The sequence below is a fragment of the Streptomyces sp. NPDC030991 genome, assembly GCF_055571235.1.
The window spans coordinates 86,058-104,612 of the sequence record NZ_JBVIFR010000006.1; the positions used below are offsets into that span (position 1 = coordinate 86,058).

Here is an 18,555-nt window from a genome sequence, read left to right on the forward strand (position 1 = left end):
GAAGCCGCGGCCAGGAAGAGGGGAGGGTGGGGGCGTCAGGCGTGCTGGTAGGCGACCAGCGAGATGCCGATGTAGTGCACGACGAACGCCGCGAGGGTCAGCGAGTGGAAGACCTCGTGGAAACCGAAGTAGCGGGGTGAGGGGTTCGGCCGCTTGATGCCGTAGATGACGCCGCCGGCGCTGTAGAGCAGCCCGCCCACGATCACCAGGACGAGCACCGCGACGCCGCCGGTCCGCATGAAGTCGGGCAGGAAGAAGACCGCCGCCCAGCCCATCGCGATGTAACAGGGTGTGTAGAGCCAGCGCGGGGCGCCGACCCAGAAGACGCGGAAGGCGATGCCCGCCGCGGCCGCCACCCAGATGCCGCACAGCAGCGCGTCGCCCTTGGAGCCGGGCAGCAGCAGCATGGTCAGCGGCGTATAGGTGCCCGCGATGATCAGAAAGATGTTGGCGTGGTCGAGCCGGCGCAGCACGCCGTCCGCCCGCGGCCCCCAGTTGCCCCGGTGGTAGAGCGCGCTCACACCGAACAGCAGGCAGGCCGTGAGGGTGTAGATGCCGCAGGCGACGCGCCCGCGCGTCGAGTCGGCCAGGGCCGTGAGGAAGAGACCGGCGACGATCACAGCGGGGAACATGCCCGCGTGCAGCCAGCCACGCAGTCTCGGCTTCAGCAGGGAAGCCTCCGGGGTGGGGAGTCCGTGCTGCTCTGCGGTGACGCTCATGGCCTTCATCGTACCTACGGGACCGTAGGTGGTGGATATGGGTGACGGCAGATGTCACCGGGGGTTAACCCGAAGTCCTGATCGCTACGCCCCCGGGACCGAGTGGCGATGCTCACGTCGCTCAAGTGTGAGGCCCCCTGGACAGATGGGCGAAACGGTCGGATGATCAAATGAGTGCGGTCGGCACCGGATGAGCGCTCACTGGGAAACCGGTGGACGGGAGGCGCAGCGTCCGGGTCGAGGCCCCCACGGGGCAACCAACACAACACCCTCATTTAGGAGCGATCGTGGCGCGCGACATCGCGGCTCCCACCTCCCGGACCGATACAGCCCCGGTTCTCACCCTTCCGACCGACCACCAGGAACTGATCTCGTGGGTCAACGAGATCGCCGAACTGACACAGCCGGACAGTGTGGTCTGGTGCGACGGCTCCGAGGCCGAGTACGAGCGGCTCGCCGAGGAGCTGGTCGCCAAGGGGACGTTCAAGAAGCTCGACCCGATCAAGCGCCCCAACTCCTACTACGCCGCGTCCGACCCGACCGATGTCGCGCGGGTCGAGGACCGGACGTTCATCTGCTCCGAGAAGGAGGCGGACGCGGGCCCGACCAACCACTGGAAGGCCCCGGCCGAGATGCGGGAGATCTTCCGGGGCAACGAGGGCAACGGGGGGATCTTCCGCGGCTCCATGAAGGGCCGGACGATGTACGTCGTCCCCTTCTGCATGGGCCCGCTCGGCTCGCCGCTCTCCGCGATCGGCGTCGAGATCACCGATTCGGCGTACGTCGCCGTCTCCATGCGCACCATGACCCGGATGGGGCAGCCGGTCCTGGAGGAGCTCGGCACCTACGGCTTCTTCGTGAAGGCCGTCCACACGCTGGGCGCCCCGTTGGCCGACGGCGAGGCGGACGTGGCGTGGCCGTGCAACTCCACGAAGTACATCTCGCACTTCCCCGAGGACCGCGAGATCTGGTCCTACGGCTCCGGCTACGGCGGCAACGCCCTGCTCGGCAAGAAGTGCTACGCGCTGCGCATCGCCTCCGTGATGGCCCGCGACGAGGGCTGGCTCGCCGAGCACATGCTGATCCTCAAGCTGACCCCGCCGCACGGTGAGTCCAAGTACGTCGCCGCCGCGTTCCCGTCCGCGTGCGGCAAGACCAACCTCGCCATGCTGGAGCCCACGATCTCCGGCTGGACCGTCGAGACGATCGGCGACGACATCGCCTGGATGCGGTTCGGCGAGGACGGCCGGCTCTACGCGATCAACCCCGAGGCCGGTTTCTTCGGCGTCGCGCCCGGCACCGGCGAGCACACCAACGCCAACGCGATGAAGACGCTCTGGGGCAACTCCGTCTTCACCAACGTCGCGCTCACCGACGACAACGACGTCTGGTGGGAGGGCATGACGGAGGAGACCCCGGCCCACCTCACCGACTGGAAGGGCAACGACTGGACGCCCGCATCAGGCGTCCCGGCGGCCCACCCCAACGCCCGGTTCACCACCCCGGCCGCGCAGTGCCCGATCATCGCGCCCGAGTGGGAGGACCCCAAGGGCGTACCGATCTCGGCGATCCTCTTCGGCGGCCGGCGCGCGTCCGCGGTCCCGCTGGTGACCGAGTCCTTCGACTGGAACCACGGCGTCTTCCTCGGCGCCAACGTGGCCTCGGAGAAGACCGCCGCCGCCGAGGGCAAGGTGGGCGAGCTGCGCCGCGACCCGTTCGCGATGCTGCCCTTCTGCGGCTACAACATGGGCGACTACATGGCCCACTGGGTCAAGGTCGCCGCAGACAAGGACCAGGCGAAACTCCCGAAGATCTACTACGTCAACTGGTTCCGCAAGGACACGAACGGGCGCTTCGTGTGGCCCGGGTTCGGTGAGAACAGCCGTGTCCTGAAGTGGATCGTGGACCGCCTCGACGGCCGGGCGGAAGGCGTCGACACCCCGATCGGCGTTCTTCCGGCCAAGGGCTCCCTCGACACGGACGGCCTGGATCTTTCCGAGGCCGACCTGGAGTACCTGCTCACCGTCGACAAGGAGGTCTGGCGCGAGGAAGCTGCGCTGGTACCCGAGCACCTCAACACCTTCGGCGCTCACACGCCGAAGGAGCTGTGGGACGAGTACCGGAAGCTGGTTCAGCGACTCGGCTAGGCCGCACTTGGATCGGGCCCCCGCACAATGGCGTGCGGGGGCCCGATTCGTCCCTCAGGCGGCTATCAAGCGGTCGGCGCCCGCGTGATACTCCATGCGCCGGGCCGCAAGGATCGCGGCGGCGGTGTCCGCGCGGGAGGCCGCGACCACCAGCGCCCGCCCGGCGAGGGCGTGCGCCCGCTGGTGCAGGGCGGCCGCATGCGGCTCGTGCACCGCGGCGGCCACGGACGACCGCACCGGCGGATGCCCGCCCCGGAGGCGGCTGATCTGGGCGGCCAGCTCGGCCGCGGCCTCGTCCAGCTCCGGGTCCCCGGCGGCGAGCCGGAGCTCGTCGGTCAGGGCGAGCAGTGCGGACAGGTGCCCGGCGAGCTGGATGTCCAGCTCCTCCTCGCGGGAGCGGTGCGGAAAGTCGCTGTCGGCCGTCGTCGTGTGGACCGACTTGGTGCGGATCGGCTCGTACATGGGGGGCCTCCAGGCAACCGGGACCACCGGACAGGCGGTAACTTGGCCTCCATCGTACCTTAGAACGTGTCTAAGTTAGAACCTGTCCAAAGTAGCGTCACGGCGGGCTTCACCGCTGGCCGTAGCCGTCCAGGAAGTTCCCGATCCGGGTCATCGCCTCGGTCAGCTGACGCGTCGAGGGCAGCGTCACGACGCGGAAGTGGTCCGGCTCGGGCCAGTTGAAGCCGGTGCCGTGGACCACCATGATCTTCTCGGCGCGCAGCAGGTCGAGCACCATCTGCCGGTCGTCCTTGATCTTGAAGACCTTGGGGTCGAGGCGCGGGAAGAGGTAGAGCGCGCCCTTGGGCCTGACGCAGGTCACGCCCGGGATCTGGGTGAGCAGGTCGTAGGCGACGTCGCTCTGCTCCTTCAGCCGGCCGCCGGGAAGCACCAGGTCCTTGATCGTCTGGCGGCCGCTGAGCGCGGCGACGACCCCGTGCTGGCCCGGCATGTTGGCGCACAGGCGCATGTTCGCGAGGATCGTCAGGCCCTCGATGTAGGACTCCGCGTGCGCGCGCGGGCCGGAGATCGCCATCCAGCCGACGCGGTAACCGGCCACCCGGTACGCCTTCGACATGCCGTTGAAGGTGAGGGTGAGCAGGTCGGGGGCGATAGCTGCGGTCGGGGTGTGCGTCGCGTCGTCGTAGAGGATCTTGTCGTAGATCTCGTCGGAGCAGACGAGCAGATTGTGGCGGCGGGCGATGTCGGTGAGGCCGCGCAGCACCTCGTCGCTGTATACGGCGCCCGTCGGGTTGTTCGGGTTGATGATGACGAGCGCCTTGGTGCGGTCGGTCACCTTGCGCTCGATGTCGGCGAGGTCCGGCATCCAGTCCGACTGCTCGTCGCAGCGGTAGTGCACGGCGGTGCCGCCGGAGAGCGAGACGGCCGCGGTCCACAGCGGGTAGTCGGGGGCGGGGACGAGCACCTCGTCGCCGTCGTCGAGGAGGCCCTGCATCGCCATCACGATCAGCTCGGAGACGCCGTTGCCGATGAAGACGTGCTCGACGTCGGTCTCCACGCCCAGGGTCTGGTAGTGCATCATCACCGCGCGGCGGGCGGCCAGCAGACCCTTGGCGTCGCCGTAGCCGTGGGCGTCGCCGAGGTTGCGGAGCATGTCCTCCAGGATCTCCGGCGGGCACTCGAACCCGAACGCCGCCGGGTTGCCCGTGTTCAGCTTCAGGATCCGGTGGCCTGCCGCTTCCAGCCGCATCGCCTCCTCGAGCACCGGGCCCCGGATCTCGTAGCAGACGTTGGAGAGCTTGGTCGACTGGATGAGCTGCATGCTCAGACTTTACGGCCGTGTTTCGGGGCGGCGCGCTCTGTTCGCCGACCGGTGGGCGGCGCGGCCGGGGCCGGTCTGGGATGCCGTGGCACTCCGTGCCGCCTGCCTCCGGAATGCGGGGTGCGGGGCAGGGCGGGGCTTGGAAGCGCGGCCTCGCGGGGTGCGTGAAATGGGCCACTTGGAGGGCCCCTGGGCGCCCTAGGAGGGCCGCTGAGCGTCCGGGGGAGGCGGGCGGCGTGTCATGTTCGATCGTTTGTTCTATTCGTTCGGTACAGTGGAGCCATGCTTCAGGGATCCCTCTTCGACCAGGCCGAGGAGACCGCGCCCGGCGCCCTCACCGGGGTGCGGCGCACCGTCCTCGGGTCCGGGGCCTGGATCGACGTGCTGCCGGGCTGGCTGGGCGGCGCCGACGCGCTCTTCGAACATCTGGCGGCGGCCGTCCCGTGGAAGGCGGAGCGGCGCCAGATGTACGAGCGGGTCGTCGACGTGCCCCGGCTGCTGAGGTTCTACCGCGCGGCCGACGAGCTGCCGCACCCTGTGCTCGCCACCGCGCGCGACGCGCTCTCCGCCCACTACGCCGAGGAGCTGGGCGAGCCCTTCACCACGGCCGGGCTCTGCTTCTACCGGGACGGCCGGGACAGCGTCGCCTGGCACGGGGACCGGATCGGGCGCGGGGACCGCGAGGACACCATGGTCGCCATCGTCTCCGTCGGGGCACCCCGCGACCTGCTGCTCCGGCCGCTCGGCGGCGGCGCCCCGACCGTGCGCAGGCCGCTCGGGCACGGCGACCTCATCGTGATGGGCGGCTCCTGCCAGCGGACCTGGGAGCACGCGATCCCCAAGTCGGCGCGGGCGACCGGGCCCCGGATCAGCATTCAGTTCCGGCCGCACGGAGTTCGCTGACGCCGGTGCTCAGGGGGGCGGGCCGGGGTCCGGGAGCAGGGGTCCGGCCGGCATCGTCGGGTGCGGCTCTCGTCGTGGCTGGTCGCGCACTTCCCCGCGCCCCTGGAGGCGAGGACCGCTCGCCCCGGGGAAGCGGAGCTCTAGGCGGTCCGGCGCACCGAGCGGCCCGCCAGCACGTCCGTACGGCGGCCGTCCTCGATGACGAAGCGGCCGTCGATCAGGACGTGCGGGATGCCCACGGGCAGCGTCCGCGGCGCCTCGAACGACGAGCCCGCCGCCACCGTCTCCGGGTCGAACAGGACCAGGTCGGCGCGGTAGCCCTCACGGACCAGGCCGCGGTCGGCCAGCCGCAGCCGGGCGGCCGGGCGGGACGTCAGGTGCGCGACCGTCTCCTCCAGCGACATGACGCCGAGGTCGCGGGCGTAGTGGCCCAGGTAGTGCGGGAACGTGCCGTACGCGCGCGGATGCGGCTTCTCGCCCTGGAGGATGCCGTCGCTGCCGCCGGTGTGCACCGGGTGCCGCATGATCGTCCGCACGTTGTCCTCGTGGCCGACGTGCTGGAGGATCGTCGTGCCGAGACCGTCCTCGACGAGCAGACGGCGGGCCGTGACCCAGGGCGCCTCGCCGCGCTCGGCGGCGGCCGCGGCGACCGTCCTGCCGACGTACGCGGCGAGCGCGGGATCGGCGACACCCGAGATCTCGATCGTGTCCCACTCCATCGGCACGCCGTGACAGCCGTCGGAGCCCAGCTCCTCCACGTGGTGGCGGATGCGCTCGGCGGTCCCGTCGTCGCGCAGCCGCGCGAGGGTCGCGTCGGGGCCGCCCTCATTGGCCCAGCTGGGCAGCATCGCCACGAGCGTGGTCGCGCCCGGGGTGTACGGGTACGTGTCGAGGCTGATGTCGGCGCCGCCCGCGATCGCGTCGTCGAGGAGGGTGAGCAGGTCGGCGCCCTTGCCCTTGTTCACGCCGAAGTTCATGGTGGCGTGCGCGAGGTGCAGGGAGCAGTCGGCGGTGCGGGTGAGGTCGACCATCTCCCGGTACGCGTCCAGGGCGCCGGCCCCGTAACTGCGGTGATGCGGGCAGTAGTAGCCGCCGTAGGAGGCCACCACCCGGCACAACTCGGTGAGTTCGGCGTCCTTGGCGTACATGCCGGGGGTGTACGTGAGCCCGGACGACATGCCGACGGCGCCCTGCTCCATGCCCTCGGCGACCAGCCGCCGCATGTGGTCGAGCTCGGCGTCGGTGGCGTCGCGGTCGTCCCAGCCGACGGCATACATCCGGACCGTGCCCTGGGGGACGAGGTAGGCGGCGTTGACCGCGATGCCCCGGTCGAGGCGGTCCAGGTACTCGCCGACGGTCCGCCAGTCGAAGTCGACGGAGGTGTCGTCGGGGCCGCCCCCGTTCCAGCCGGTGATCACCTGGCGGACCTGGGCGAGGGTCCGGTCGTCGACGGGCGCGTAGGAGAGGCCGTCCTGGCCGAGGACTTCGAGGGTGACGCCCTGGGCGGCCTTCGCGCTGTGGTCCGGGTCGCGGAGCAGGGCGAGGTCGCTGTGCGCGTGCATGTCGATGAAACCGGGGGAGAGGGCGAGGCCCGCGCCGTCCAGGGTCCGGGGGCCCGTGGGGCGCGGGCCCTCCCCCTCGCGGGTGATCTCGGCGATCCGGCCGTCGTCGATCCTCACGTCGGCGCGGTACGAGGCGCCTCCGGTGCCGTCGATGACGCGGGTGTCCTTGATGACCAGGTCCATTGCGGGGTGCCTCTCTGGCGGATGGGTTCTCGTCGGGTGCGGATGGCGTCGTGGCTGGTCGCGCAGTTCCCCGCGCCCCTGAAGCATGCGGCTCCGCCGCAGCTCCATCGGGGCGCGACCAGCCCGCGCTCGGAAGGCGGACCGGCGTAGCTGCGGCGCCTAGAAGAACGTCCGTACGTACTCCACGACCGTGCCGTCCGCCTCCACCACCGGGATCAGCTGCCACTTGTCGAAGGAGGTGCAGGGGTGGGAGAGCCCCATGCCGAGCCAGTCGCCGACCTCCAGGTCCGTGCCGGGCTCCGTACGCACCCACCCGTGCTGGTCCGAGAGCCCCGTCACCGTGACCCCGGCCGCGTCCCGCACCGCCCCCGTACGCGCGTCCCGCACGACCTGCGCCTCGGGCAGGTCCAGGTCGTAGGCGGCGTCCCGCTTGCCCGCGTTGGTGAACGCCTGCTCCGGCGTCGGCCGCGACACGACCTGCGCCCACAGCCGGAACGCCGGGTGCAGCGCGCCCTCCTCCGGGACCCGGTTGAACGGGGTCAGGTGGCGGTAGTGCCCGTCGTCGTGCGAGACATAGGCGCCGGAGCGCAGCAACTTCAGGACGGGCGCGCTCAGTTCGGGGATCCGCGCGAACACGTCGGCCACCGCGTCGAACCACGCGCTGCCGCCCGCGCTCACCACGATCTCGTCGAGCCCCGCGAACCGCCCGGCCGCGTCGAAGCCGGCCGCGAGCGCCACGAGGCGGCGCAGCCAGGCGCGGACCCGCTCGCCGTCGGCCTCGGGGACCTCGCCCTCGTACCCGGCGACACCGACGAGCCGCAGCGTCGAGGTGGCGGCCACCGCGTCGGCCACGGCCGCGCACTGTGCCTCCGTCCGGGCGCCGGTGCGCGCGCCCTCGCCCGCGCCCAGCTCCACGACCACGTCGACGGGCCGCCCCGCGCCGGCCTCGCGCAGCGCGGCGTCCATCAGCTCGACGCCGCGTACGGAATCGACGTAGCAGATGAAGCGGAAGCCGGCCGAGGCGTTCAGCTCGGAGGCGAGCCACCGCAGCGCGGCCGCGTCGACGAGCTCGTTCGCCAGGAAGATCCGGTCGATGCCGAACTCCCGTGCCACGCGCACCTGGTGGGGCACGGCGAGGGTGATGCCCCACGCGCCGTGCTCGATCTGCCGCTGGAAGAGTTGCGGGGCCATCGACGTCTTGCCGTGCGGCGCGAAGGCGAGGCCGTGCCGCGTGGCGTACGTCTCCATCAGCGCGAGATTGTGCTCCAGGCGCTCGGCGGAGAGGGCGAGGACCGGGGTGGTGAAGCCGTCCGTGAAGAGGTTCAGGCGGCGCTCGGCCAGTTCGGCGACGGTCAGCCCCTCGGCCTGGGGCGGCAGGCCCTTGAAGCGGAAGTCCACCCGCTCGCGCGCGAGCTCCTCCGAACGGGCAGGACGGTCCTCGCGGCGCTCGACGGCGTTGTCGGCGTTCCTGGCGGTCACGGTGCCTCCTCCGGGCGGTTGCAATATGTGCAACGGCCATTGCGTATGTCGCTTACTGCTGTCTAACATCCGAGCCAACGCCGGGTCAACGGAGCTGTTGACCCCCAGCCGTGAGGAGACCGACCCCCGTGACCGTCACCGGACCCGCAGCCCCGCACAGCGCACCCGAGGTCGTCGCACCCGACGTCGTCGCGCTCGGCGAGTCCATGGTCACGTTCGTCCCCTCCGCCCCGGGGCGCCTCGCCGACGTGCCCTCCTTCGAGCGCGGCATCGGCGGCGCCGAGTCCAACCTGGCCTGCGTCCTCGCCGCCGGCGGGCACCGCGCCCGCTGGATCAGCCGGCTCGGCGCCGACGGCTTCGGCGACCACCTCGTCGAGGCCATCGGCGCGTACGGCGTCGACGTCTCCGGCGTACGCCGCGACCCCGCCCGCCCCACCGGCATCTACTTCCGCACCGCGGGCGACCGGGCCACCGACGCCCACGAGGTCGCCTACTACCGCGCCGGGTCCGCCGCCTCCGCCATGTCCCCCGCGACCATGGACCTGGACGCGCTCCGCGCAGGCCGCATCCTGCACCTGTCCGGCATCACCGCCGCCCTCTCCGCGGACTGCCTCGGCCTTCTCCGGACGCTCATGCCCGGGGAACCCGATGGGCCGCTCGTCTCCTTCGACGTCAACCACCGCCCCGGCCTGTGGGCCACGCCCGGGGAAGCCCGCGTCCTGCTCGACCTCGCCCGCCACGCGGACCTGGTCTTCGTCGGCGAGGACGAGGCCGAGGACGCCTTCGGCGTCACCGGCGGCCCCGACGCGGTCCGCGCCGCGCTGCCCGAGCCTGACCTGCTCGTCGTCAAGCGCGGAGCCGACGGCGCCCTCGCTTACGACCGGGACGGCGGCCGGCACTTCGAACCCGCCCCCCGCGTCGACGTCGTCGCCGCCGTCGGCGCGGGCGACGCCTTCGCCGCCGGGTTCCTCTCCGCGACCCTGCGCGGCCTGCCCGCCGCCGACCGGCTGCGCCACGGCCACCTCTGGGCCGCCGCCGCCCTCACCGTCCCCGGCGACCTCGCCGCACCCCCGAGCCGCGCCCACGCCGACCGGCTGGTCGCCCTCGACGCCGCCGCGTGGGGGACACTGCACCTCGGCCCCGGGTGGACCTCAGCCACGCCCGAGGCCGCCGAGGAGGTACGTACGCCATGAGCCAGACCGTCGACCGCGCGCTCAGCATCCTGCCGCTGCTCGCCGAGGGACCCGCCGACCTGGGCCAGGTCGCCGACCGGCTCGGCGTCCACAAGTCCACCGCCCTGCGCCTGCTGCGCACCCTGCACGAACACGGACTCGTCCACCGCCAGTCCGACCAGCGCTACCGGCTCGGCGCCCGCCTCTTCGCGCTCGCCCAGGAAGCCGTCGAGAACCTCGACGTCCGCGAGATCGCCCACCCCCACCTCGTCGGCCTCAACGAGAAGTGCGGCCACACGGTCCACCTCGCCGTCTACGAGGAGCACGAGGTCCTCTACATCGACAAGGTCGAGAGCCGCTACCCCGTGCGCATGTACTCGCGCATCGGCAAGCCGGTCGCCATCACCGTCGCCGCCGTCGCCAAACTGCTCCTCGCCGACCTGCCCGAGGCCGAGCGCCGCGCCGTCGCCGAGCGGCTCGACTACCCCCTGTACACGTCCCGTTCGACCCCCAACTCCACCGCGTTCCTGCGGGAGTTGGAGAAAGTGGGCGAACAGGGCTGGGCCACCGACCTCGGTGGCCACGAGGAGTCCATCAACTGCGTCGGGGCCCCCGTCCGCGGCGCGGACGGCCGCGTCGTCGCCGCCATGTCGGTCTCCGCGCCGAACGTCGTCGTCACCGCCGAGGAACTCCTCACCCTGCTCCCGCTGGTGCGCCGCACGGCGGAAGCCATCAGCCGGGACTACTCAGGCACGGGTCCCGGCAACACCCCTGCTAACACCCCTGGTAACACCCCCACGAAGGAAGCAAGTTCACGATGACCGAGAAGATCGCCCTCACCCCCGCCACGCACACCACCCCGCCCGCGAAGTTCTCGCACGGCGTCAAGAAGGGCAACCTCCTCCAGGTCGCCGGCCAGGTCGGCTTCCTCCCCGCCGAGGAGGGCAAGGCCCCCACCCCCGCGGGCCCGACCCTGCGCGAGCAGACCCTCCAGACGTTCGCCAACGTCAAGGCGATCCTCGAAGAGGGCGGCGCCACCTGGGACGACGTCATGATGATGCGCGTCTACCTCACTGACGTCGACCACTTCGCCGAGATGAACAAGATCTACAACGAGTACTTCGAGGAGCAGGGCCTCAAGGCCCCCGCCTCCGCCCGCACCACGGTCTACGTCGGCCTCCCGGCGGGCCTGCTCATCGAGATCGACGCGCTCGCCGTCCTGAGCTGAGCACCGTCCCTCCCTCCGTACGTCGGCACGGTGCGGCGCGCCCCACGAACGCGCCGCACCGTGATCCCCCCTGCCCAGAAACATTCATGCTCTTAAGAGGACCACCATGCTCCCCATATCCACCGCCGCCCCGCTCGCGGCCGCCGCCACCGAGCCACCACCCCACACCGGCGGCATCCTCACGATCATCGACGGCACCGCCGGACTGCTGACGATCGCCGCGCTCGGCATCGTCCTGCTCCTCTTCCTGATCATCAAGGCGCGGCTCCAGCCCTTCGTGGCCCTCCTCGCGGTCTCCATCGCGGTCGGCCTCGGCGCGGGCCTCTCCGTCACCGAACTCTTCGGCACCGTCCAGAAGTCCGACGCCGTCTCCACCATCGAGTCCGGCATGGGCGGCACCCTCGGCCACGTCGCGATCATCATCGGACTCGGGACCATGCTCGGCGCGGTCCTCGAAGTCTCCGGCGGCGCCGAGGTCCTGGCATCCCGCCTCCTGAACCTCTTCGGTGAGAAGCGCGCCCCCCTCGCGATGGGCCTCACCGGCCTCATCTTCGGCATCCCCGTCTTCTTCGACGTCGGCATCTTCGTCCTCGCGCCGATCGTCTACGCGGCGGCCAAGCGCGGCGGCAAGTCGATCGTCCTCTACTGCATGCCGCTCCTCGCCGGCCTGTCGATGACCCACGCCTTCCTGCCCCCGCACCCGGGCCCCGTCGCCGCCGCCGGTCTCCTCCACGTCGACCTCGGCTGGGTCATCCTCATGGGCATCGTCTGCGGCATCCCCGCCGTGCTCGCCGCCTGGGGCTGGGCCGCCTGGATCGGCAAGCGGATCTTCGTGCCCGTACCGCAGGACATGGTCGAGGCAGCGGAGGAGGCCAAGGCCGCCCTCACGGCCGAGCAGCGCGCCTCCGGCGTCACCCCGACCGAGAAGCCGGTCGCCCTCGGCGTCGTCTTCGCCATCATCGGCACGCCGCTCGTCCTGATCCTCCTCGCGACCTTCTCCTCGATCGCCTTCGACCCCTCCACGGGCCGCTCGGTCATCGAGTTCTTCGGCCACCCCTTCGTGGCGCTCACCATCGCCCTGCTCCTCGCCTACTACCTGCTCGGCATCCGGCGCGGCTGGTCCCGCAAGTCGCTGGAGACGGTGTCGACCGCGTCCCTGAAGCCGGTCGGCAACATCCTGCTGGTCGTCGGCGCGGGCGGCATCTTCGGCGCCGTCCTCAAGGCCAGCGGCATCGCCCAGGCCCTCGCCGACACGTTCAACGACGTCGGCCTCCCGGTGATCGTCCTCGCCTACCTGATCTCGCTGGTGCTCCGCGTCGCCCAGGGCTCGGCGACCGTCGCCATCGTCACCACGGCGGGCATCGTGGCCCCCCTGCTCTCCGAGGGCGACTACTCCCAGGCGTTCACCGCCCTGGTCATCATGGCGATCTCGGCGGGCTCCATCTTCGCCTCGCACGTCAACGACGGCGGCTTCTGGATGGTCGCCAAGTACTTCGGCATCTCCGAGCGGGACACCCTGCGGACCTGGACGATCCTGGAGTCGGTCCTCTCGGTGGCCGGGTTCGTGGTGGCGGGCGTGGTCAGCCTCTTCGTCTAGCGGGACTCCGCACGCGGACGGGCGCCGGGCCGGGAGGTGTTCTCCGGCCCGACGCCCTCGTACGCAGGCGTCTCAGGGGGCGAGCAGGGAGAGCCCCGAACAGCCGGTGCCCCCGGCCGGGTCGGGCGCGTACACCCAGTACAGCGCGGAGAGCTGGACGAGCAGCAGCAGCGCCACCACGCACACGAGCGCCACCTGGACGCCGGTGAAACGGCGGCCGCGGCGCCAGGTCAGCACCAGCGCGGCGACGCTGCACAGCGGCCCCGCCCACGCGGTCACGTACATCCGCGTCGAGGGCCCCAGGTACGCGCAGTCCTGGAACGTGTCCCCGTCGAAGGAGAAATGGGCGGCCAGCAGCCCGGCCGAGACGACGGCCAGCACGGCGGCGGCGACCAGGAGGCCGCCTCGGGCGGGGGCCGGGGTGGTGCGGTTCATCGTTGCCATCAGTACCAGTCGGGGTCGGGACGGACAATACGGAGGTTCTGGGCACCCTCGTGCTTCTCGGTGGCGGTGATGCGCCCTTCCAGACTCACGTTCTGGTACGAGTCGCTGTGCTGGGTGTACTTGATCTCACCGTCCGGCATCACCCCGGTGACGATCGCCGCGTGGTGCGTGTTGCCCTTCCCGATCGAGTCGTTGGGGCCGGACTGCTCGTAGTAGATGATGTCGCCGGGCTTCACGTCGGCGCGCGCGACCTCGTGCCCGCCGTGGTTCAGCATGAAGTTCTGGTTGTTCTCGGCGGCGGCCCAGTTGTCGGAGTACGCGAGGCGCTTGTCGACCGCGTCCACCCCCGTCCGGTTGCCGATCATCCAGCTGTCGTCGTCCGTGGTGCCGAGCCAGAACGACTCCTTCTCCTTCATCCCCGACGCGAGCAGCGCGTTGGAGACGAAGTTGGTGCAGTTGTTGCCGAAGTCGGTGGGGTCGGCCTTGTCCCAGTTGTCCAGGGCGTACTGCACCAGCTTCACCCGGTCGTACTTACCGTTGCCGCGCAGCTCCGTGCGGACATCCTCCGGAATGCCGTCGAGGTTGGCGACGAGGACCGGCTGGGCCAGCATCATGTCCTTGCGCTGCTGCGGCGTCAGCCCGTCCCACCACTGCCGTACGGTCGCCGGGTCCTGGCCGGTCGGGATGTCGGCGGCCAGCATCTGCATCTGGGCGTGCGAAGCCCCCGTCTGGAACTCGTTGAGCGCCTTGTCGGGGTCGGTGAGCCCGGTCTGCCCGGCCAGCTCGGCGAACTTCGACGCGGCCAGTTTGTCGGCGGTCGTCACCTGCGCGACGGCCTGGTCGATGAGGTCCTTCACCTGCGTGCGGTAGGGGCCCATCTCCTCGGCCTCCGTACGGTTGCGCACGGGCGGCCCGGTGATCGTCCCGTCCGCGCCGATCGTCAGCCCGTAGTGACCGGCGAGTTCCCGCGCCTCCCGCATGGTGCTGTGGGCGGTCTCGATGGCGGTGGTCACCCCGTCGGTGATCATGTCGACGGCGAGCAGGATGTCGTAGGCCACCTCGAACTGGTTCGCAAGCTTCTCGAACTTGCCCGCGGCCGCCTTGCCGACCTCGTCGGTCCAGTTCTCCGCGAGCGGCTTGACCCCGTAGTCCCGCAGGTCCTTCGCGGCGTCCAGGGCGTACTTGGCCAGCGCGTGCCACTCGTCGGACGCCGACTTCCACGTGGCCGGGCTGGCGCTGTTGATGCCCTCGTAGGAGACCATGTCACGCCTTCCCGAGATCCTGGACGGCCGCACGCAGCCGGGCCTCGGCCTCGGCGTCCGCACTGTCGTAGCCGTGCGCCGAATCCTTCAACTCGGCGCTCAGCCGACCCAGTTGCCGGACGAGCCCGACCAAGTGCTCCTCCCAGTTCAGGGCGCAGACCTGAAGCTGGACGGGGCTCAGCCACCCGTTGCCCAGATGTGCGCCGTACACCGCGTCACTGCCGTCGAGCGAGTGGCTCAGGCGCGTCATGGCCTGGCGCGACAGCGTCTCGGTGTCGTCCGCGGCGCCATGGACACCCTTGGTCCTGATGTCGATGTCCGGCGCGCCGCCGCCCCCGCCGCCGTCGGGCGCCAGCTGGTTCAACCGCATGGGCGCCGGTCCGCCGGTCCCGTCGCGGCGGCGCTCGGCCGCCGCGGCCTTGAGCTGTTCCCACTCGTCCCACGCCATGCGTACACCCCCGTGTCGCGTGATTTCTCCCGAAGGTAACAGGGGTTGGTAAGGGTCACGTCAAGCAGATGATCCGAATTAGATACAGCTCGCAGGGGCCCGGGGGAGGCGCCGCACAGCCTCGTCCGCCATACTTCCGCCCGTGGAGCAGCGTATGGAGAGTCAGAAGGTCACGCCCGTCACCGGTGCCGGTTTCGACCCGGCGTACGTTCCCGGCCTGACGTCTCCCGGCCCGGAGGCGGTTGCCGAGGACGCGGTCACGGATACCGACGAGCCGGCACGGGAGGTGACGCGGAAGGAACCCGAGGCCGGGCCGGAGGGGGCCGTGACCTCGGACGACGAGGTCGCGACGGAGGCCGAGGACGCCGGGGTCTCTGTCGGGAAGCCCGTGCCGGGTGAGGCCGGTGACGACGCCGGGGCCGGTGACGACGCCGATGCCGGGGCCGGCAAGGGCGGTGCGGACGGCCCGGTCCTCGAGGCGAAGGACCGCCGGGGCTCGATCACCGTCGACGCGACCGGGGTCCGGTTCACGCTCGACGACCAGGAGGCCGACTTCACCTGGGACGAGATCAGCGCCGTCGAGTACGGCACGTCCCGCAAGCGCCTCACGGTGACCGTCCACACCCCCAACAGCCGCTGGTACCCCAACGACGTCGAGGCCCCGGACAAGTCCCGCCTCACGCAGTGGACCGAGCAGCTGGACAAGGCGCTGGACGCGTACTTCGAGGACTGATCCGCCGGCGCGGGCGGTTCGGGCTTCGAGGGCTGATCCGCCGGCGCGGGCGGTTCAGGCTTCGAGGGCTGATCCTCCGGTGCGGGCGGCTCAAGTGGTGGGCCGGAACGGCAGGTTGAGCCAGGGGCTGCCCTCCTCGCTCATCAGGATCCGGTGGGCGTCGACCATGTCCCCGTACCAGCTGCCGAACTCCTCGTCGTCGAAGTGCAGGCACCGGCCGAGGACGTAGGCGGCGGAGAAGTCCTGCCAGGACCGGTAGGAACGGGCGGCGGCCGCACCGGCCGCGCGCACCGCCGACTCGGCCTCCTCCAGGGTGCCGTACCGGGAGGCGAGCCCCCAGCGCGCCATGTTCGGGGCACGCCCCAGGTCCCAGGCGTCCACGGAGGTCACGTACCGCCCCTCGGCGAGTACGCCGTCGGCGCGCATCCGGGCCTCGTACCGGGTGATGCGCCCGATGAGCCGGTGCACCCCCTCGGTCTGCGCGGCGATCTCGTCGGCGGGGCGCGGCTCGGTGGTGGTCACGCCCTCCTCGGTGAGCACGGTGCGGGCCTCGCCGCGGGCCCGCAGCACTTTGCTCACGGCCTGCTTCCAGTACGCGGTGTCGACATGGCCGCCGAAGTCGCGGGCGATGCTGTGCCGCAGGCCGAGCGCGAACTCCCATACGGTGCTGTGGTTCTCGGCGGCGAGCAGCAGCCGCACCTGCTCCAGCCAGCCCGCGCGGTCACTCACATCCCACCACTCGCGCAGCCGGCGCCGTTCGGTGCGGTACCCCTCGCCGTGGTGGGCCATGGTGTTCCAGAACTCGCCGTTGTTCACGGAGAGCAGCGCGCCGAGCGCGAGCCCGTGCGCGACCGGCCCGTGCAGCGCGCCGCCCACATGCAGGGCCCGAAGTCGCTGGTGGATGTGGGGAGTTCCGGCGCGGGCGGCGGCCTGCTTCCAGGCCGCGTCGTGCGGCGGCAGCGGCGGGAGTACGGCCTCGCACGGGGTGCGCGGGTTGATGACCATGGTCACCGGGTGGGTGCCGGTCGCCCAGGACGCGGTGGCGAACCAGTCGAGGGACTGCCACTCGAAGAGCCGGTGCGGTTCGGGCACGGGCAGCATGCCGGTCGTGTACAGCTCCAGCCACTCGCCGCCGGTGCGCGGGTCGCGGTGGAAGAGGGGGTGGACGGAGTCGGGCACGTCGGCCTTGTCCGGCCGCAGCTCGACGTACAGCTCGACCGAGGCGATCAGTTCGTAGTACGCCGTCCAGTCGCCGCGCTGCCGGGCCTCGTACAACTGCCGTTCCAGGGGCGAGGGCGCGGTCCAGGCGGGCGGCGCGGGCGGGCCGAAGTCGACAGGGGGCGAGCCGAACTCGGCGGGCGGCGGACCGAACGTCATGGGTGGTTTCCTCGGCTTCCTCGGCTCGGGGCGGCGTAGCTGGCGGGGCTGTGGGTCGGCGGGGCGAGGTCAGGCTAATTCAGGCCGGTGGACGCCCCTGGACGGGGTCCGAACCGGTCGTGGTCGCGCACGCCCCCTTGCTCATCCGCCTCTTGTCCGCACTCTTGTTACTCATGGCGGACACCACGGGCAACAGCACGGGCACCCACCCCACCCCCCTCGACTCCGACCACCCGCGCAAATCCAGCTGGAAGTACATCGGCCCCGGCATCGTCGTCGCCGCGACCGGTGTCGGCGCCGGCGACCTCGTCGCGACGCTCGTCGCGGGCAGCAACTTCGGCTACACCCTGCTGTGGGCGGCGGTCCTCGGCTGCCTCGTCAAGATCAGCCTGGCCGAGGCGGCGGGCCGCTGGCACCTGGCCACGGGCCGCACGCTCTTCGACGGCTGGGCGAGCCTGGGCCGCTGGACGACGTGGTTCTTCGTGATCTACGTGGTCATCTGGGGCTTCGTCTACGGCGCGGCGGCGATGAGTTCGAGCGCGCTGCCGCTGCAAGCCCTCTTCCCTGACGTGTTCCCGGCGGACTGGTCGATCAAGCCGTGGGCGATCCTCTGCGGGCTCGTCGGCCTGGTCTTCGTCTGGTTCAACAAGTACGCCGTCTTCGAGAAGGTCATGACGGTCCTGGTGGGCGTCATGTTCGCCGTCACGGTCTACCTCGCGATCCGCGTCACCCCGAACCTCGGTGCCGCCTTCGCGGGCCTGCTCCCGGTCCTGCCCGACGAGAAGGACTCGGTCCTCAACACGCTCGGCCTGATCGGCGGCGTAGGCGGCACCATCACCCTTGCCGCGTACGGCTACTGGATCAACGCGAAGGGCTGGGCGAACGCTTCCTGGATGAAGGTGATGCGCCTGGACAACCGGGTCGCGTACATCACGACGGGCGTCTTCGTGGTGGCGATGCTCTTCGTCGGCGCGGAGCTGCTGCACGCCTCGCACACGTCGATCGCCAGCGGCGACAAGGGTCTCCTGGACCTGACGGAGATCCTCGACGCCCAGTACGGCACGGCGACGGCCAAACTCTTCCTGATCGGCTTCTTCGCCACGTCCTTCACGTCGCTCATCGGCGTGTGGCACGGGGTGAGCCTGATGTTCGCGGACTTCGTCGAGCGGTATCGCCGGGAGCGCGTCACGGGCGAGGAGGTGGCCAGCGGCGACCGCCAACGCGGCTGGCCCTTCCGCGCGTACCTCCTGTGGCTGACCTTCCCCCCGATCATCCTCCTCTTCCAGGGCCAGCCGTTCCGCCTGGTCATCCTCTACGGCGTCCTGGGCGCGGCGTTCATGCCGTTCCTGGCGCTGACCCTGATCTGGCTCCTCAACACGCCCCGAACGCCGTCGCAGTGGCGGAACGGGTGGGTGAGCAACGGGATGCTGGTGGTGGCGGGGTTGTTGTTCGTGGTCCTGTGCGTGAAGCAGGTGTGGGACCAGCCTTGGTCGGAGTTCTTCTGACGCGTCGGCTCGG

The 18,555-nt window shown here is 71.0% G+C and carries 17 protein-coding genes; 8 read left to right on the top strand and 9 right to left on the bottom strand.

Features of this window, described 5'->3' with window-relative positions; translation table 11 throughout:
• Positions 1 to 35 precede the first annotated feature (35 nt).
• Positions 36 to 719 (bottom strand): PAQR family membrane homeostasis protein TrhA, encoded by a 684-nt coding sequence (gene trhA, locus ACZ45E_RS13620; RefSeq protein ID WP_468220235.1) that lies wholly within the window; start codon positions 717 to 719, stop codon positions 36 to 38.
• A 287-nt stretch (positions 720 to 1,006) separates the two neighbouring features.
• On the opposite strand from trhA, the gene ACZ45E_RS13625 reads away from it, so the two are divergent.
• Positions 1,007 to 2,866 (top strand): phosphoenolpyruvate carboxykinase (GTP), encoded by a 1,860-nt coding sequence (locus ACZ45E_RS13625; RefSeq protein WP_468220238.1) that lies wholly within the window; start codon positions 1,007 to 1,009, stop codon positions 2,864 to 2,866.
• A 54-nt stretch (positions 2,867 to 2,920) separates the two neighbouring features.
• On the opposite strand, the gene ACZ45E_RS13630 is transcribed toward ACZ45E_RS13625, so the two are convergent.
• Together ACZ45E_RS13630 and ACZ45E_RS13635 are read right to left on the bottom strand one after the other, a co-directional pair.
• Positions 2,921 to 3,328 (bottom strand): SCO4983 family protein, encoded by a 408-nt coding sequence (locus ACZ45E_RS13630; protein WP_468220239.1) that lies wholly within the window; start codon positions 3,326 to 3,328, stop codon positions 2,921 to 2,923.
• Between the two features lie 109 nt (positions 3,329 to 3,437).
• The gene (locus ACZ45E_RS13635; RefSeq protein WP_468220240.1) at positions 3,438 to 4,649 is read right to left on the bottom strand and encodes a pyridoxal phosphate-dependent aminotransferase; all 1,212 of its coding nucleotides are present in this window, start codon (positions 4,647 to 4,649) and stop codon (positions 3,438 to 3,440) included.
• A 282-nt stretch (positions 4,650 to 4,931) separates the two neighbouring features.
• Here ACZ45E_RS13635 and ACZ45E_RS13640 point away from each other — a divergent pair, with 282 nt between their 5' ends.
• Positions 4,932 to 5,552 (top strand): alpha-ketoglutarate-dependent dioxygenase AlkB, encoded by a 621-nt coding sequence (locus tag ACZ45E_RS13640; protein WP_468220243.1) that lies wholly within the window; start codon positions 4,932 to 4,934, stop codon positions 5,550 to 5,552.
• 140 nt (positions 5,553 to 5,692) lie between these two features.
• On the opposite strand, the gene ACZ45E_RS13645 is transcribed toward ACZ45E_RS13640, so the two are convergent.
• Complete coding sequence (locus ACZ45E_RS13645; RefSeq protein ID WP_468220245.1) at positions 5,693 to 7,297, bottom strand: N-acyl-D-amino-acid deacylase family protein; 1,605 nt, start codon at positions 7,295 to 7,297, stop codon at positions 5,693 to 5,695.
• 159 nt (positions 7,298 to 7,456) lie between these two features.
• Entirely contained in the window at positions 7,457 to 8,845 is a 1,389-nt protein-coding gene (locus tag ACZ45E_RS13650) for an amino acid deaminase (protein ID WP_468220248.1), read from the bottom strand.
• 59 nt (positions 8,846 to 8,904) lie between these two features.
• On the opposite strand from ACZ45E_RS13650, the gene ACZ45E_RS13655 reads away from it, so the two are divergent.
• From ACZ45E_RS13655 to ACZ45E_RS13670, 4 genes are all read left to right on the top strand, one after another.
• Positions 8,905 to 9,969, top strand: a complete 1,065-nt coding sequence (locus ACZ45E_RS13655; RefSeq protein WP_468220250.1) for a sugar kinase — start codon at positions 8,905 to 8,907, stop codon at positions 9,967 to 9,969.
• Positions 9,966 to 10,769 (top strand): IclR family transcriptional regulator, encoded by an 804-nt coding sequence (locus ACZ45E_RS13660; protein WP_468220253.1) that lies wholly within the window; start codon positions 9,966 to 9,968, stop codon positions 10,767 to 10,769. The genes ACZ45E_RS13655 and ACZ45E_RS13660 overlap by 4 nt, the downstream gene beginning before the upstream one ends.
• Positions 10,766 to 11,176 (top strand): RidA family protein, encoded by a 411-nt coding sequence (locus ACZ45E_RS13665; RefSeq protein ID WP_468220255.1) that lies wholly within the window; start codon positions 10,766 to 10,768, stop codon positions 11,174 to 11,176. The genes ACZ45E_RS13660 and ACZ45E_RS13665 overlap by 4 nt, the downstream gene beginning before the upstream one ends.
• Before the next feature lie 106 nt (positions 11,177 to 11,282).
• The gene (locus tag ACZ45E_RS13670) at positions 11,283 to 12,773 is read left to right on the top strand and encodes a GntP family permease (RefSeq protein WP_468220257.1); all 1,491 of its coding nucleotides are present in this window, start codon (positions 11,283 to 11,285) and stop codon (positions 12,771 to 12,773) included.
• Between the two features lie 72 nt (positions 12,774 to 12,845).
• On the opposite strand, the gene ACZ45E_RS13675 is transcribed toward ACZ45E_RS13670, so the two are convergent.
• The 3 genes from ACZ45E_RS13675 to ACZ45E_RS13685 are packed head-to-tail and all read right to left on the bottom strand — an operon-like array spanning position 12,846 to position 14,927.
• Positions 12,846 to 13,217: a hypothetical protein gene (locus ACZ45E_RS13675; protein ID WP_468220259.1), complete on the bottom strand. Its 372-nt coding sequence runs from the start codon at positions 13,215 to 13,217 to the stop codon at positions 12,846 to 12,848.
• A complete protein-coding gene (locus tag ACZ45E_RS13680; RefSeq protein ID WP_468220261.1) occupies positions 13,217 to 14,479 on the bottom strand; it encodes an amidase domain-containing protein in 1,263 nt (420 codons plus the stop codon). The genes ACZ45E_RS13675 and ACZ45E_RS13680 overlap by 1 nt, the downstream gene beginning before the upstream one ends.
• 1 nt (position 14,480) lies before the next feature.
• On the bottom strand, positions 14,481 to 14,927 hold the full coding sequence (locus ACZ45E_RS13685) for a hypothetical protein (protein ID WP_468220263.1): 447 nt from the start codon (positions 14,925 to 14,927) through the stop codon (positions 14,481 to 14,483).
• 154 nt (positions 14,928 to 15,081) lie between these two features.
• On the opposite strand from ACZ45E_RS13685, the gene ACZ45E_RS13690 reads away from it, so the two are divergent.
• A complete protein-coding gene (locus tag ACZ45E_RS13690) occupies positions 15,082 to 15,660 on the top strand; it encodes a hypothetical protein (protein ID WP_468220266.1) in 579 nt (192 codons plus the stop codon).
• Positions 15,661 to 15,750: 90 nt separating this feature from the next.
• Here the strand turns inward: ACZ45E_RS13690 and ACZ45E_RS13695 are convergent, their stop codons facing one another.
• The gene (locus ACZ45E_RS13695) at positions 15,751 to 17,037 is read right to left on the bottom strand and encodes a DUF1266 domain-containing protein (protein WP_468220267.1); all 1,287 of its coding nucleotides are present in this window, start codon (positions 17,035 to 17,037) and stop codon (positions 15,751 to 15,753) included.
• 173 nt (positions 17,038 to 17,210) lie between these two features.
• Here ACZ45E_RS13695 and ACZ45E_RS13700 point away from each other — a divergent pair, with 173 nt between their 5' ends.
• A complete protein-coding gene (locus tag ACZ45E_RS13700; protein WP_468220269.1) occupies positions 17,211 to 18,542 on the top strand; it encodes an Nramp family divalent metal transporter in 1,332 nt (443 codons plus the stop codon).
• Positions 18,543 to 18,555 lie beyond the last annotated feature (13 nt).

What these genes read in the sequence shown, in the direction of transcription:
- trhA (WP_468220235.1), bottom strand. Translation starts at nt 719, where the DNA reads ATGAGCGTCACCGCAGAGCAGCACGGACTCCCCACCCCGGAGGCTTCC.
- ACZ45E_RS13630 (WP_468220239.1), bottom strand. Translation starts at nt 3,328, where the DNA reads ATGTACGAGCCGATCCGCACCAAGTCGGTCCACACGACGACGGCCGAC.
- ACZ45E_RS13635 (WP_468220240.1), bottom strand. Translation starts at nt 4,649, where the DNA reads ATGCAGCTCATCCAGTCGACCAAGCTCTCCAACGTCTGCTACGAGATC.
- ACZ45E_RS13640 (WP_468220243.1), top strand. Translation starts at nt 4,932, where the DNA reads ATGCTTCAGGGATCCCTCTTCGACCAGGCCGAGGAGACCGCGCCCGGC.
- ACZ45E_RS13645 (WP_468220245.1), bottom strand. Translation starts at nt 7,297, where the DNA reads ATGGACCTGGTCATCAAGGACACCCGCGTCATCGACGGCACCGGAGGC.
- ACZ45E_RS13650 (WP_468220248.1), bottom strand. Translation starts at nt 8,845, where the DNA reads ATGTTAGACAGCAGTAAGCGACATACGCAATGGCCGTTGCACATATTG.
- ACZ45E_RS13660 (WP_468220253.1), top strand. Translation starts at nt 9,966, where the DNA reads ATGAGCCAGACCGTCGACCGCGCGCTCAGCATCCTGCCGCTGCTCGCC.
- ACZ45E_RS13665 (WP_468220255.1), top strand. Translation starts at nt 10,766, where the DNA reads ATGACCGAGAAGATCGCCCTCACCCCCGCCACGCACACCACCCCGCCC.
- ACZ45E_RS13670 (WP_468220257.1), top strand. Translation starts at nt 11,283, where the DNA reads ATGCTCCCCATATCCACCGCCGCCCCGCTCGCGGCCGCCGCCACCGAG.
- ACZ45E_RS13675 (WP_468220259.1), bottom strand. Translation starts at nt 13,217, where the DNA reads ATGGCAACGATGAACCGCACCACCCCGGCCCCCGCCCGAGGCGGCCTC.
- ACZ45E_RS13680 (WP_468220261.1), bottom strand. Translation starts at nt 14,479, where the DNA reads ATGGTCTCCTACGAGGGCATCAACAGCGCCAGCCCGGCCACGTGGAAG.
- ACZ45E_RS13685 (WP_468220263.1), bottom strand. Translation starts at nt 14,927, where the DNA reads ATGGCGTGGGACGAGTGGGAACAGCTCAAGGCCGCGGCGGCCGAGCGC.
- ACZ45E_RS13690 (WP_468220266.1), top strand. Translation starts at nt 15,082, where the DNA reads ATGGAGAGTCAGAAGGTCACGCCCGTCACCGGTGCCGGTTTCGACCCG.
- ACZ45E_RS13695 (WP_468220267.1), bottom strand. Translation starts at nt 17,037, where the DNA reads ATGACGTTCGGTCCGCCGCCCGCCGAGTTCGGCTCGCCCCCTGTCGAC.
- ACZ45E_RS13700 (WP_468220269.1), top strand. Translation starts at nt 17,211, where the DNA reads ATGGCGGACACCACGGGCAACAGCACGGGCACCCACCCCACCCCCCTC.